This is a genomic window from Gardnerella washingtoni, from assembly GCF_049262705.1.
Lineage (GTDB): Bacteria > Actinomycetota > Actinomycetes > Actinomycetales > Bifidobacteriaceae > Bifidobacterium > Bifidobacterium vaginale_D.
In genome coordinates, this window is record NZ_CP058398.1 from 140794 (window position 1) to 156937 (window position 16144).

The 16144-nt window shown below is 44.7% G+C and carries 3 protein-coding genes, 1 pseudogene and 1 riboswitch; all 4 genes and pseudogenes read left to right on the plus strand.

Translation table 11 applies throughout. The annotated features are described in order from the left end of the window. Positions 1-953: 953 nt before the first annotated feature. The 4 genes and pseudogenes from HXT28_RS00435 to HXT28_RS00450 all read left to right on the plus strand — a co-directional run bounded on the left by HXT28_RS00435 (position 954) and on the right by HXT28_RS00450 (position 15983). Positions 954-2780 carry a SpaH/EbpB family LPXTG-anchored major pilin gene (locus HXT28_RS00435; protein ID WP_422113471.1) on the plus strand — a complete coding sequence of 609 codons (1827 nt, stop codon included), beginning with the start codon at positions 954-956 and terminating at the stop codon, positions 2778-2780. Between the two features lie 1099 nt (positions 2781-3879). Then, a pseudogene (locus HXT28_RS00440) lies at positions 3880-4882 on the plus strand (class C sortase); the annotation flags it as partial. A gap of 1045 nt (positions 4883-5927) precedes the next feature. After that, positions 5928-13901 carry a cell wall-binding protein gene (locus tag HXT28_RS00445; RefSeq protein WP_422113472.1) on the plus strand — a complete coding sequence of 2658 codons (7974 nt, stop codon included), beginning with the start codon at positions 5928-5930 and terminating at the stop codon, positions 13899-13901. 221 nt (positions 13902-14122) lie between these two features. After that, positions 14123-14236: riboswitch (TPP riboswitch) on the plus strand. Continuing rightward, positions 14226-15983 carry a bifunctional hydroxymethylpyrimidine kinase/phosphomethylpyrimidine kinase gene (locus HXT28_RS00450; RefSeq protein ID WP_422113473.1) on the plus strand — a complete coding sequence of 586 codons (1758 nt, stop codon included), beginning with the start codon at positions 14226-14228 and terminating at the stop codon, positions 15981-15983. Its footprint overlaps the riboswitch before it by 11 nt. Positions 15984-16144: the final 161 nt, after the last annotated feature.

Genomic DNA, 16144 nt, shown 5'->3' on the forward strand with positions numbered 1-16144 from the left:
GCTGCGCTCCTCTTTTAGCACTCTGCCCGAAATTTTCTTGACCTCTATCTCACTAATCTTTAACACAAAACTCATAGACTCGTGCAGTCTGTTGCGAAAGTGCGTGGTTTGCTTAGTGCAACTAGAGTCGAAAAACCGAGCTTCGGATGGGTGCGTGGTAGGAGAGTCTGGTGTGGTGTGTGCAGCAGCAATGATGCTAGTGTTCACTCATCAACAAATACTCAGCGTCTGCAGAGCATGAATGTTAAAGTTCACTAAGCAATAAGTAATCAATGTTTGCAAAGCGCGACTGCAAAGCTTCTTTGGTCGTGTATGCGCGCTTGCGTTGAAAGCACACCGTGCTTTCAACCCTAAGCAAGCGCTACCGCATTGGGTCGCTTTTCGCGCTACGCTTAAGCGAAAAGCGAGTCAATTGTATTTATGTCTTATTGGATTTTTGCTCGGCAGATTGTGCTTTCTTAAAAAATAAAGAAAGCACAATCGAGTGCGCGCTTGCGTTGAAAGCACACTGTGCTTTCAACTCTGAGCAAGCGCTATCGCATTGGGTCGCTTTTCGCGCTACGCTTAAGCGAAAAGCGAATCAATGCGACACGCCGATGATTTGGTTAAAAAAGTTTGGGAAAAATAAAATCAGCGAATTTGGGCAGTATATTGTCGTCTCGTCACATGTCAAAATGTTGATTTTATGCGGTTTTTAGCGGGGGGGGGGTAGACTGTCTAAAAGCATAAACATTTGTTGGTGTTATACTATGTCTATTTTTTCGTCTTGCTAAGAGTTAGAATCGAGAGTACTCAGAGTTGAGCGTGTCGAGCACAACTCACAGATAGCTGAATAATACGGGTACGCGGTATCACACTACAAGATTCCTCATAGTATTACCGCTCGTTTTATTAGCTTTTTACAACAACAATCACAATATAAACGATTCTGTATCGTAGGGAAGAGAGGGAATATGCGTTTAAAAACTATTCCATGGAAACGCGCCGCAGCTGTATTAGCTGCAGCATGCACACTTGGCACCTGCTGCATTGCAGGCTCCATCGCCTGGGCTGGTGAGCCACAAGGTGCAAGCACTGCAAACATTGTTACTACTAAGGATGTTTCTTTGTCTATTCACAAGTATCAGGGTCCTGCAAGCGCAACAGATCGCTCTGACGGCTCTGAAAAAACGATGGGAACAGACAAGAAACCTGTTGAAGGCGTTAAGTTTACGCTTTACAAGGTTCAAAAGGACGGAAAAGACATCGATTTATCCAAGCCAGATGGTTGGAAAGAAATTAGCGTAATTAACAAAGATAATCCAAACCCTTCTGATTACCTTAAGACGAGTGAGACTGATACCACTGCAGGTCACGTGTTTACCAAGACAGAGCTAGCTGAAGGCACAACCAACGCTCAAGGCTTGGTAAAGTTTGTTAAGACTGGTACTGAAGGTAACGGAACTGTTGTAAGTGTTGGCTTGAAGCAGTCTCTTTACCTTGTTGAAGAAACTAACACAGATGGCGCAAAGATTAATAGCAAGCATGTTACGGTTACTGGTCGCGTAGATCCGTTCTTCGTAACTTTGCCATTAGCAAATTCAAAAACTAAGACCTGGATTTACGACGTTCACGTGTATCCAAAGAACGACACAACAAATCAGGTGCCAACAAAGACAGCTAGTGACCCAACTCGTATGGATGTAGTTGCTGATTCCACAGGTAAGACAGACGATACTCGTATCACTTGGAAGATCGCTATCCCACTTCCATCACCAGCTGCAGGTCAAGCGTACGATGCTATCGGCTTTAGCGATAAGTTAGCTAAGGGCTTGACTTTCGATAAAGTTCAGAAAGTTAGGCTTGTAAAGTACACCACAACTGGAGCTGCGGTTGAGGGTACTGATACTTCAAAGGATCTTAAAAATACTGAATACACAGTCACACCGCCTGCTGATGATAATCAATTAGTTACACTCGACCTTACTAAGACTGGTACAACAAACGGCTTAACCACGGCTTACGCTTTCTATTCTGCTGCTAAGACCGCTGGTCAGATTGCTAAGCTCGAGGCTGAGGTGGTAACTAAGGTTGGTGCAGGTGTGAAAGACGTGAAGAACATCGCCAACACTTGGGCTGATAACAACAAGACCGGTGATAAAAAGAACCCTTGCGATCCTGACAGTACAAAACCAAGTGACGATTGCAAGACTGCACCATCAGATACCGCCCACTACGGCACATTGCATGTCACAAAGCAAGACAATGATAACCAACAGCCTTTGGACGGTGCAAAGTTTGATGTGTACGAAATTACTGGTAAAAAGAAAGCTGATGTAACGTCTGTCGAAAATTCCAGCGGTAGCTACACCTTCAAAAATAATGACGCTGCTATTACTAGTAAAAAGGTCGGAAGTTCTTTGGAAACAAAGGAAAAGACCGTAGGCGAGACTAAGACCCACGGTACTGACTCTGTAAAGTTGTTTGTAAGAAAAGATAGCGATAAAAAGACCACGAACAAGACTTATTGCATCGTGGAAACTGAAGCTCCAGCAGGTTACGACCTATACACTAAGCCGGTTTGCTACGACCTTGTAGAAGATAGTGCAACGACTGCTGCTACAGCAAATTCTGCAGTTGTTAAGGATATGAAGTCGACTCCAATGAGCAAGATCGTTAACGCCTTGCCAATGACCGGTGCTCGCGGCTTGGTGATTTTGACGCTTTGCGGCATTGTCGGCATCGCTGGCACGTTCTTCTACATTGTGATGAAGCGTCGCAAGGAGCAAGAGCAGGAGTAAAACTCGCTCGGCTGGCTGAGTGACTTTGCTTGGTTGTTCAGCTGATTTACTCTGTCGGTTGCGCAGCTTGGTTCCGAACCAAACTGCGCAATCGTTTTGAGTGGCCTTATTAGCTGTGAAAGATAATAAATTCCTATTTCTCACAGCCGCATCTCATAACTGCCGTTCACAACCACGCACTTTCGCAACTTTCTGTACGAGTCTATGAGTTTTGTGTTAAAGATTAGTGAGATAGAGGTCAAGAAAATTTCGGGCAGAGTGCTAAAAGAGGAGCGCAGCGACGGGACGCACGATGCTGAAATTTCCTTGACCTCACAACACTAAACACCAAACACATTAGCCAAAACTCATAGACGAAACTCAAGAATTTCGCAAAGCAAAGTTGAAGGAGAGAAATCTCCGTCAAAGTTCCTGAAGCTTTGCAGTAATGCTTTGCGAACGTTGCTTGTGTAGCTTTGCGGTTGTGCTTCTGCGAAAAGCGATTTTGAAGCTTTGCGGTTGTGCTTCTGCAGCCGTTGATTCTATAGCTTTGCAGTAATGCTTTGCAAACGTTGCTTGTGTAGCTTTGCGGTTGTGCTTTGCGAACGTTGTTCCTGAAGCTTTGCATCATCGCTTTGCAAACAGCGGCTATTTGTTGCTTAGTGAGCTTTAACATTAATGCTCTGCGGACGTTGAGTATTTATTGCTTAAAGAACACTAGCATTCGCGCTACTGCACGCGTCACACCAAAAATAATTTACCAACAAAAAACCAATCCGTAGCTTAGTTGCGCAACTTCAGTTGCACTGAGTAAACCACGCAGTTGCGTAACTTTCTGTACGAGTCTATGAGTTTTGTGTTGTTGTTTAGTATGTTGAGAGGCTGGAAAAATTGTGTTCAGCAATAAAAGAGGACTGCGCATTGACTTGCCTGAGCGCTTAAAGCGTAGCGCGCGAAGGTACTTCAATGCGGAAACTCGCTAAAGTTGGAAGTCCAGTGGACTTCCAACGCGAGTTTCGCAAGCGAGCGTAATAAAACGCGAGCGTATCGTTAAGAACATTTAAGAATAAAGCGACGAAGGAACACTTGCACACGAACGCCTTCAACAGGATTTACTAACATGTTTAGGTTTTTTGAGAGTCACATTGTGGCGGTTAAGCCAGATCGACGCGATTATCGTAAGGAACACGGTCGTCGCGATGATCAAGCTTATCCAAACGCAGGTGACACCAAACCTCAAACAACCAAAAAAGCCAGCACCCAAAAATGGCGCTTCTCTAAGTCATGCATTATTCCATCGTTGCTGTTACTTGCGTCGTTCGCATCGCTGATTTACCCGCACGCCGCTATGTGGCTGAGTCAGTACCACATGTCGGAAGTTGCGGCTGAGTATGCGAAGCTCATCACGCACGCGGTCCCGGCTCCGCACGAGCAGTTGCGTCGTGCGCGTGAATATAACCAGAAACTTTCTTCTGGTGCTATTTACGAAGCAAACACAAATATTCCAACTTCGCATGGTGAAACTTCGGACGCCAGCGAGGACTACTGGGAGCAGCTAAAAGCTAACGATGACGGGCTGATGGCTCGCCTTCGCATCAAGAAAATTGATCTTGATTTGCCGGTTTACCACGGCACAGAAGATGCCACGTTGCTTAAGGGTCTTGGTCATTTGCGCGGCACGTCGCTTCCGGTTGGCGGTAAGGGCACGCGTTCGGTGATTACGGGCCATCGTGGTCTTGCTAGTGCGGAAATGTTTACGCGTTTGGACGAGATTATTAAGGGTGACACGTTTACGATTGAGGTTTTCGACGAGATTCTTACCTACAAGGTAGTTGACAAAATCGTTGTGAATCCGGACGAGACGAAGAAGATTGCTGCTGTTCCTGGCAAGGATTTGGTGACGCTGATTACGTGCACGCCGCTTGGTATTAATACGCAGCGCATTTTGGTGACGGGTGAGCGCGTGATACCAACGCCGGCGGCTGATAAGGCGCTTCGTGGTAAAAAGCCGGATATTCCACGCTTCCCATGGTGGGTTGTTGGGTGTGCTGGCAGCTTGCTGGTAGTTGGTAGTTACATTTGGTGGGCTGGTTTGCCGGTTAAGAAGAAAAAGAAAGACGACGAAAGCGATGCTGGTGCTGGTGCTGCTGGTGCTGATGCTGGTGCTGGTGCTGCTGGTGCTGCTGGTGCTGATGCTGGTGCTGCCGATGCGGACGTTGAGGCTAGTGCGAACACTGATGATGCTCGCGTGGATTCTACGGCTGTGGATTCTACGGCTCTGGATTCTGCGGCTCTGGATTCTACGGCTCTGGATTCTGCGGCTGTGGCATCTGAGCAGTTAGCTGCGTTAGTCAAAGCTTCCGCCGGAAACGCAACTTCCGCCGGAAATGCAACTTCCGCCGAGAACTCAACTTCCGCCGGGGATATGCCTTTCGGAGATGACACAGCTGAATTTGCGCCTATCTCCAGCGTTGTGTCTACCTCCAGCGTTGCGCCTGCCTCCAGCGTTGTGCCTGCCTCCAGCGTTGTGCCTGCCTCCAGTACTGCAGATCTTGAGCGAGCTGAAGCGCAAGCTGTTGCCAATAGGTTGCGTAAGCGCCCGAAGGTTCGTTCTGCAGGTGTTCACAGAAAACGCAGTCATCGCGCAAAGAATCAGCAATATACGGGTGCGACGCAACGTAATCGGCAGCAGCAAAAAGCGAATCGTAAAACTGAAAGCATACTCGATTGGATTATGAATGTGCTCGGTCTTTAGCTATGAGCTTTTTCGATGGCTGTTCTTTGTGTGCAATCAGTTTTCGGTTGCGCTGGCTAGGCATAACTGAAAACATTAAACTTATAACTAAATAACCAATAACTGAATAACCGATAACTGAACAGCTCATAATTGAACAACCAATAATTGAATAACCAATAACTGAACAACCGAAAATATATACATAACAACAACTGCATTACGTCAAACAATTTTGCGAATACAGTGTGCAAATGCGTGTGAAAGTTTGTGGAAACCTACTTAAGCGTGCAGTAAGCGTGCAGTAAGTGTGCAGTAAGCGTGCAGTAAGCGTGCAGTAAGCGTGCAGTAAGCGTGCAGTAAGCGCGAGCAACAAGTGCGCAGAAGTAGCAGGGTATGGCAGTATTTGTAGCGAACGGTGAAATGAGTGGACAATGAGAAATACGTGGACTATTGTGCTAAATGTTCTTGCGCGTATTGGTAACGCAACGCAGAGCGCAATTCGAGCGGGACGTGATGCTGTTCGTATGCTTTCTGCTACTGTTCGTACGCTTTCTAATATCGTGATGCGCGCGTTACGAGCAATTCTTATTTGCGCTCTTGCAGTAGCGATGTGGCTGCCGATGTGCTTGACAGCTGACACTGCGGTTGCGGCGAGTACCGCAAAAAGTTCCATTCACTCAGCAATAAAGCATGCAGCAGCAAAGCAATCAGCAACAAAGCGTTCTGAGACTGCTCCCGCTCCTGTTTCTAATGGTTCGCTTATGCAACCAGCACCATCGCCAGTTTTTGTCAACGGTGACGATGATGTATTCGCAAGATTTCAAAATGGTGGGTATATCGGTAGCGCGAATGGCGTTATCAATAGCAGTGATGCGAAGGGTGATGGGGATACTAAGAGCCTTATTGACAGTGCTATGATGAGCGCTGCTGAAGGTATGGCTTCGCAAAGCGGAGCGGACGGTGCTTTTGTCAATACTGATCGTGCTAGCAATACTGATCGCTCAAGCAATAGTAATCGTGATAGTAATCGCAATAGCAAAATGGAGTTCCGCCCAGGTTGCTATAGACAATACGCTCGTTCCGAATGCATTACTGATGACGGCGACCAAATGGGTCACCGTGCATCACGTGGCGCTGATATGGAGCGCAAACCAAATCCTTGGAGTACTGTATATAGCAATTTTGCTAGTCCTCAAGGTATTTACAATGAAAATGATCCAAACTTTACTCCGTATCCGCGCGGAACGTATTTACAAAAACGTCTTCGTAATTTGCCGTATGATGCAGGCAGAAACGGTGTTGATCCTTTGGCGTTTAATCAGCTTGATGATGTGCACGATTATATTTTTATGAAGCGTACTCCTAAACGCGATGGCAAAGGCTATATCTGGGATGTGCTCGTCAACATGGGTGCGCGTATTCATGGTGCTGCTAATGCTTTAACATATTTCGTTGTTCCTAAAGATCAGAAGCTCGATGCAAGTAATGGTCAGTACGATCAGTATGTAGAGCGCTTGCATTTTGATGCAACTAAGCGCACTTGTTCAAAAGATTGGGTTAATCCTAACGGTTTTTGCCTTGATAACGGTGTTCAAAGAGTTACACTTAATAATACTGAAACTCTTGATAAAGCTTGGTATCGCCTTAAAAATGAGGGTGTTATTAGGGATGCAGCTGTTTATAATGGCGGAACTCAAAAAAATAACGAAAATAAAAATAGAGGCCTTGGCTCATGTCATACTGGTTATGGCTTTGATTGCTATCACAGTACTAACTATGGTTTCCCAAGCGATGGGGAACATCTTACTGGTACTCGTCTTCCTCCTGATGGTAGACAGCGATTCAACCAAACGTATATTGATTTGATTGATCATTTGTATCTTGAGTTGCGCGGACCAGATAGTCCAGAAAAATCAAAAATATTTACGTTGACTAATAGCATTGATGATAAAACATCACCTTATAGTTACCATATTCATTATACGACTTCAGATAATGGAAAATATGGAGCTTTGAGCACATCGTATTATGGTGCAGGAACTTATTATGGTGATACTTGGCATGGTCCAGCAACTCGATATGGTCGTTCTGATCCATATGGTCGTTCTGAACCATATTCACTCTTTCAGTGGCGCGGTGGTAAGGGCCATACTAATTACGAATACACGACTTTGTACCAACAGTGGTACGGTATACCAAATCTAGTTGATATGCGAGTCCCGCATTTCCAGTTCCTTCGCGGTACTCATTTAGGACCTTTAACAAGCAATAATGGTCAATTATTAGCTCATACTAATAATATTGGTGTTACAAGCTTACTTTTCTACCCTTCACAGCAAAGAGTGTGCGATAAAGCTGATGAATCTCAGTGCACAGGTCAAGTGTGGGCAAAGGGTCAGATTTCTCTTTCTCCAAAATACAATTCCGCAGATAATAAGTATGCGAGAGGAAACCGTTGGTGGAGAGTGCCGTTAGATCCAAACACTAATATTAATACTCAGGATTCTTCTTTTGGCTCTCACCAGATGACAGTAAAGTATTGGAACGATAAACTTCAAATGGGCTCGAGTATGCCTTTTAAGTACGATATTATTGGTCAAGCGGATGTGTTTAGACCTTTGCAGACTGAAGAATGGAATGATAAAGCTAAGTATCGTTCTCCTAAAACAAGTTTAGGTAAAGCAGAAAGCTATGTGAAATACCTTGATAGCAAACTTGGAATTTATGATTTTGCTATTGCGTTAAATCCGCGCATATACATGCCTGATGCTCATACTCCGAAGAATATTGACAACTATGCTAAATATGCAGATGGCGTGGACTCTGTTTACTACGGTTCTATTAAAGATGGCAAAAATCCTGGTGATACTCATGGTTTAGAATATCCACTCAATGATAGCTATGGTGATGGCGGATCCGGAGCAAGCAAAGCTATTAAAGATCGCGCAATTTATAGCGTTGAATGGACTGATAAAAAAGGTAATGATAAAAAGTCAGACACTTTGCAAGATGCAGAAACAAAGATTGCTGTAAAAGTTCCTGTAGTAAACGTAGTAGATCCTTGCAAGGGTGATGATGATAAAGCTTCAGATAACGCTGCTGAAAAAAATGAAGACGGTCAAGAGTGTCAATTTAGGCCATTAAACGATACTAAGCGTTATATTTGGAAACTTTATGATGCGCCTAAAGGTAAATCTGTTGACCAAGCTTTGACTGACTCTGAGAAAGCGTATTATGCGAACCTTGCGAAAGCAGACTTCTCAAAGCCAGTAAAAGAAGAATACGCAACTCCAACTAATACTAATAACGAAAATCGCATTATGCTTCAATCTGGCGCGAATCCAGAAGTAAAGCCAGTATACGTATTAGCTAAGTATGCGAAGATTACATACTGGGATGAGTCTAAGGATGTTTTGCCACTCGTATTCACGCATGTTGACGGCGAGAAGCCAACTATAGACGTGAAAGTGAGCGTTGATGGCGGTGAGCCTCAGTCAGTTCCTGAAGGTGGATTAAACGTATCCGTTGGTAGCCGTGTTAGATTCTTGGTAACAGGTCATGACGATATGCATGTGCATATGGGTACGAAGGAGAATGTGCCTCATACTAGTAGCACAGATGTTTTGGAAGCTAGTAGAAATTGGTCTGGCAGTTTTAGTAAATATGATCAGAGTTCAAAAGCTTGCGGTAGCACAGCGTGTGCTAATACTCTTAAAGATCAATCCGGTTATGTAACTATAGATAATCCTAATGGTTCTCCGGCTTCTGCTAGTGATGTTCCGTCTAAAAAGTTTACATTCCACGCTTGGGATGATGCTGGAAATAATGTTCAAAAAACTGTGAAGTTGAATATTATTGATGGCAATTTTATTGTTCCTAATGTGCGTTGGCAAAAGCAGAATGATGGTAAGTATGTTGGTAAAGTGACGCTTTCTAAAAACGCTACATCAGTGAAAATGCTAGTAGTGCGAATTTGGGGACGTGGAAAAACTAAGCCTTTTGAAGAAAAAAATGGAACTTCAACAGATATTTACAATACATGTAATGCTCGCGCTGATGGCTGCCAAGGAATAATCCTTAATCGCCAAGACGAACACCACGATTGGGCACAGATAAATTCTCCTAATGCGTTTTTCACAAAAATTATGCCATATGAAAAAGAGATTACTTTTAATCCAAAAACTGGTGAAATTACTATTCCAGAAAACTTAGCAGAAATCGGTTCGAGAATTTATGTTGGCATAGGAAGATCTGACGGTGGTATTAATACTAGTGACCACGCTGTTTCTCAGCCACTTCCACTTGAAATGAATTGGCCAGACGATGGCATGGTTCAAGTGAACCCGTATGAGCTGAATCCTTCTGAAAAACAGGGTTTGATAGATAGAATTAAGCAAAAGAATCCGCGTTTGTTTGATTACCGAAAAGATGAAATTGGTTGGTCGAAAGATGAAACTAAAACTCTTGGCGGCACAAGCGATAAATATTCTTGTAAAGACAACACAAAGCAGTATAAAATCTGCCTTTCTGTAACTCCTGACGGTAAAAATACTGGTCAAAATAAGTCTGGTTCAGAAAAGACTTTTAATGTAGTAAAAGCAACTGGAACAGGCACTGGCACTCAAGATGATCAAAAGCAGGAAACTGTGCTTGATCCAAAGCAGAAGAAAATCACGCGATTTGTTGATATTCGTGCAGATTATGATTGGTTAATTCATAACGGAGATAAGTTACCGGGTAGAGATAGTGACGATGGTTTTTATTGGTATGGTAGCGATGCAGATAGTACGCAATATTTAGTGTACAAATTCAACATTAACCAAGGTAGCAACTTCAATACAAATGATGCTTTGAGCTTATTCAAAGGCACAAAGAAAAAATGGCTTAAAGGCCAAATACAGCCATCACTGTACCCGTTGAACACTAATGATGCTGATGCTACTAATAAAACAGCTATAGAAAATCTGTGGGGTGGATACAACAGTATGCCTAAGCGTGGTGATGGCATTGGCTACGCTCGTAAATTAGCGAATGGCTCGCGCGGAGAATGGGTAAACGTTGTTGACTTAGTAAGACAAGACAGTCTTGGCGGTGGACTCGGTATAAATACTAATGGTATTACTGATAAAAATAGTTTCTTGCAGCCGCAAGGTTACGTTATTCCTGGTGGAGAAGATTACAATCAGCAAGCTTCAGGCGCAAACTTAGGATCTGCAATTCTTAGGAATGGTCAAAAAACGCCAATGCGCACTCAGCTCTATATTTTCAACGGTAATCCGTGGAGAGAATTAGAAGCTAGAGGCGAAGGTGATAATAATAAAACGCCAAATGTAATTAACGTGTGGTTCGTGCCAGTAGACAAGAACAAGCCGTGGATTTCAGTAAAAGATGTTAGTAAGAAACTTCTTGGCGAGTGCAATCCTACTAAAGATAAGGCTGATTCTTGCGGAACTGCTACGACTATTGATATGAATAAGACTGATATTACAAAGCAGTCGGGCTTGTTCAACGTAGTAGATTTGCTTGCAATGGATGATGATTTCAATGTTGCAAATCCTGATACGCATGTAAGCGAAGCTTTGAAGAACACGCTGAGCATAGACATTGAAGCAGAAGGAGTTACAGATTCAAAAACTAAAAAAGCTCCTCGCGTAAGGTTTGTTACAGATGGCAATATCAACAAGGAACTGTTGCGCGGATTTATAGAAAAATGGCGTGGGAATGATGCTACAAAGTCACCAACTTTCAAGATGATTGCTCAAGTAACTGACGACTCTGGAAATAAGAGTGACGAAGCAGTAGTAGGCAAATTCAAGTTCAGTTGGACTGTAGCTAAAGCTCCAATTGTGCGCGCATACGATGGTCATCATTATGGTGATTTATCTTCTTCTGGCGTGTGGCTTCATGATTGGGAAGGTGCTGTTGCGAATAATTACTATAATGCTGTGTCAGTTGTTGCAGGTGGGAATGCGACTCGACTCGTAGTGTATTTCACTCGCGCACAAAAAGCAAAACTCGCTAGTTTACGATCTAGCAATAATCTCATGTCTAGCTTGGGTGCACGGGATAACTTGAGTAGTAATAATGCTAATTCTCAAAGCGATACTGACACGAGTGAAGCATTAGCATTATGTAGATCGAAGTCAACGGATAAGTGGCAAGTTTGCGAAGGTTATACGCTGCCTCAAGGCGTTACGTTGAATTCTAATGACTATGGGAAAAATAATTCTGCAATAATATTTAATCCTGAAGTCTTAGCTCCTGGAAGCGTAGTGCGTGCAAGGAATCGCGCAGAATCTTACGGACCTTGGTCTAATATGCCTGGCGTTAAATCTGAAAATTTGGATGAGTTATCGAATAACAACAACTCATCTCAATCAGACGGCAGTGAAAATCCAACTCATGCAAGTAGCGCTGTAAATAGCAATTCGACGAATGGTAATGCGTCAAATGCGTTAAAAGAAAAAGAAGAAGAGAAAGAAGAAGACATGCGCAACGTGCTATCTGCTGACTCAATGGTTGCGCAACGTAGTAGCGTGTGTAGGCCTGAAACAGAAGCGCCAAAAGATTGGAACTCGCCTTCAGATTGCGTGTTCTTCCCAGTCGTAGTCAATAAGAAAGTCGTACAAGTGCATCCATTGCTGCTGAATGACTCTGAAAAGCGTGCTGTAAATTACGTGCTACGCAATGGCAATTCCGGTGGCAAATGGCTTGGATTTGGAGATGCTGACAGTCTTATAAGCGTGGATGATGATGATACGCTTTCTGCAAACCAGTCAGAAGTTGCTTGGAAGCGTGGGGAGTATGTTGCGCCTACTGAGCAGAAAGATAAACGCAACAATTACTCTAACGCAGGCAATGAGCAGGATTCGTTTATTCTTTTGCGTGGATGGCGTAGGCGAAATGTAACGCCGGAACCAAGATATAATGTTGTAACAAGATTCGCTAGGTTGCGAAGTGTTGGTAATGATGCTGCTGACTACACGATTGAGTGGGATAAAGATAAGCCATATATTGACGGACGTTCTAGCGACCCAGGATTTGAGCTGGTTGGCACGCCTGGTCATCAATCGCTTGTGTATCGCTATAACGCGAGCAGCAGCGGTCAAATAGGTTTAGGTGACTTGCAGAATGCGTTAAAGCTTATGCCAGTAAAATTGAAAGAAGCAACAAATGGCAAATCTGGTAACGAGTTAAAGAAAGCTGAAGATGATTTTGCTAAGAGCCAACCATCTTTGCGTGTTGTTAATGGCACAGATAAGGCTGCTGCTGAACAGGGTAAGAATGGTTTCAATCGTCCTGGTTTCTTTACGCTGAATGGTGAGTTTACTAACGCACCTGACTTGGTTACCGCAAATGGTTATTATGGCGGCGGTAATAGCGTTTCAGTTCGTAATTCAAATAGTGGTATGAATGCTAGTGTTTTGGGAAACGATCAATATAACAAGATGACGCCGAAATCAACTGATATACCAGAGTGGGGAATGGGTGATGTAAAGTCGTCTCAATTCACGCTAGATAAAGTTCTTGGTGGTCTTGAAGGCATAAAATACGTTAATAATTCCTCAAACTCTTCGCACTATGTGCTTTCGCTTTCAAACCGTTATGCTAGGGAAAGTCTGCAAGGTACATACGGTTATGAAGCAAAATCTGACTTTAGTGATATTGCTGGAGCGCAGTCAATTCTACCAGTATATGTAGTGCCGGTTGATGTAATAAAGCCTAAAGCTGAAGCGAAAGGTTCGCTTGAGACTTCGTCTATGGATGAGCCTTACAAAGTTACTGCTAACGATATTAAGTTTACATTTACTGGTAATCCAGATGCTAAAGGCAAAGTAAACGGCAAAGAGCTGTTAGTAGACGCTAGCGATGATTTTGATTCTCGAGATGCAGTTGAGAAGAATCTTCAAGTATGCGTGCGAAAATTGAACAATCGTAAGCCTGTTGAAGATACTTGCACGCCTATTTTGAAGCGCGATACCAACGGCAACGCAAGTGTAGATGCTGACGAATTGCAGAAGTTGCTTATAACTAATAAGAATACGGCTGTTTACGCAGTATACGCGCAGACAAAAGATAAGTCAGAGAATAAGAGTGAGCACTATGATGCTGGCAAAGATGATACGAAGGCAATCATTGGCTATATAAAGATTACTGGCATTAACGTGTCGCCAATTCCGCTGCCGTTTACTGGTGGAAACGCTGCTATTACGTACACCTTCTTATTCGGCATATTGATGGCGCTCTTCATAGCATCGGGCGCATTCGGTAGGCGCGGATGGTTGGCATCTGTGCTTAGCGGAAACGGCTTCGGCTCGCTTACTGACAGCAAGCACTGCGGCGATTCGGCTGAAGCGCTTCGAAGCGGTAGGATGTTCTTCAAGTTCAAGTGGCTTAGGTTGTGATGCGTAAGCGCGCGCTTTTGGGGACTTACACCCCACTCAAGTAACGCTCGCGCGGATAACGCGCTCGCTTACGAAACTCGCGTTGGAAGTCCCCCGGACTTCCAACCTAAGCGAGTTTCCGCTCCGAATTGCTTTCGCGCGCTCAATCGCTGCGCTCAAGCAGGTCGTCGCGTAAACGTGAGATAAATTCTCCACGTTAGTAGTGTGTGAACGATATAGTCGAAGATGGTTCGGAGTGCGCGATGCTGCGATAATTCACAAGCAAAAACGCTGAGATTACATCCGCAGAACCTGATCTAGATAGTGCTAGCGAAGGGAAACATAATGACAATACCTGCACAAACAAACGCCGATAGTAAAATCACTTCCGTAGTAAACGCTACTAATGTGAATACAACCGCGAATACAACCGCGAATACAACCGCGAATACAGCTTTCTCAACTCCACGAAAAAGCTCGTTGCCGTCACTTGACGATCCAATCATTCCGCGCGTGCTCTCCATAGCTGGCACAGATCCGACGGGTGGTGCCGGTATCCAAGCCGACCTCAAATCAATCATGGCATCTCATGGCTTCGGCATGTGCGTAACTACCGACCTAGTTGCGCAAAACACTTGCGGTGTGCGCGAAGTCTATACTCCGCCAACCTCGTTCCTACGCGCACAACTCGAAGCTGTATTCGACGACGTACGCATTGATGCTGTTAAACTAGGCATGCTCGGAGACAAACCATACATTGAACTTGTGCGCGACTGGCTTGAATCGCATCCCGTGCCAGTAATCGTACTCGACCCTGTGATGGTAGCTACTTCTGGTGATCGTCTGCTGAAACAATCAGCCGAAGAAGCATTACGCCAATTTGCTGCAAAAGCGGATATTATTACGCCAAATATTCCCGAACTTGCTGTGCTGTGTGAACAACAGCCTGCAACCAGCTTTACTGAAGCGTGCGCACAAGCTCGCCGTTGGGCTGCCGACAACAACACCGTGGTAATCGTGAAAGGTGGTCACTTAACCGGCACGGACGCTGGAAATACGGCAGTTTTCCCAGACGGTACCGAGATTCACGTTCCTTCGCCACGCGTCGACACTTCTACAACGCACGGCACAGGCTGCTCGCTTTCGTCGTCTCTAGCGGCTCGCGTTGGTTTAGCGCTTCGAGAAGGAAAAAAGCTTGAGGATCATGAAACCGTTGCGGAAGCATTATCTTGGACTACGCATTGGCTTAATGAAGCGATTGCGCATGGAGCGGATTTGCATGTTGGCAAGGGGCATGGGCCGGTGAACCACGCGGCACGTCAGTATAGGATGGAGCTTGATTCTTCGGCAACACCATGGGAACACATGAAAATTAATGAGCGAGATTTAGACGGCACGAAACCTGAAACTTGCGTTGTGTCAGCTCATTCTGTTGCGCGAAAACCGTGGATTGCTGCCGCTGGTAAGTGGACTGCGGCTTTGTGGAACGCGAGTGCTGATGTCGATAATAATATTATGCGGATGCCGTTTATTCAGGCGCTTGGTGACGGATCTTTGGATGAAGATTTGTTTGACTTCTATTTGAATCAGGATGCGGAATATTTGAAACGCTACTCGCGAGCTTTGGCGGCTTGCGGAGCTAAAGCACATGATGATAAAGCGCGTGTGCACTGGTCGTCAAGTTCCGCAGGATGCATTGAGGCAGAGTCTGAGCTGCATCGTGGCTGGTTTAAGAAAACAGGTCAACCAATGCAACCTGTTTGTTCGCCAGTGACGCTTGCTTACGTGAATCACTTGCTTGCTTCGACATTTGGTGAGGATTATGTAGTGGCAGCGGCTAGTGTGCTTCCTTGCTATTGGTTGTATGAGGAAGTTGGTCATGTGCTTGCTGCTGCGTTGAAGCCTGGCAACCCATACTATGATTGGATTGAAATGTATTCTTCGGAAGGCTTTGACGCGTGCGTTCGTACGGCAATTGAGTGTGTGGAAGATGCTTTTGAGAAAGCTTCACCTGAACAGCGTGTTCGTGCTGCTCAAGCGTACATGACGTCGTGTGTGTACGAATACGATTTCTTCAACCAAGCGCATCGCGCACTGCGTTAACGCTCCGAGCGCTTTGACCGAGCTTGAAATCAATGGGATTTCAAGCTCGGTCAAAGCGGGAACTCGCTTAAGTTGGAAGTCCGTGGGACTTCCTCGTGTTTGGAGTGCTATGTAGTCCGTAACCCTCCAAATGTGAGGGGGATTCCTTGTGTTTGGAGTGC

What these genes read in the sequence shown, in the direction of transcription:
- HXT28_RS00435 (WP_422113471.1), top strand. Translation starts at nt 954, where the DNA reads ATGCGTTTAAAAACTATTCCATGGAAACGCGCCGCAGCTGTATTAGCT.
- HXT28_RS00445 (WP_422113472.1), top strand. Translation starts at nt 5,928, where the DNA reads ATGAGAAATACGTGGACTATTGTGCTAAATGTTCTTGCGCGTATTGGT.
- HXT28_RS00450 (WP_422113473.1), top strand. Translation starts at nt 14,226, where the DNA reads ATGACAATACCTGCACAAACAAACGCCGATAGTAAAATCACTTCCGTA.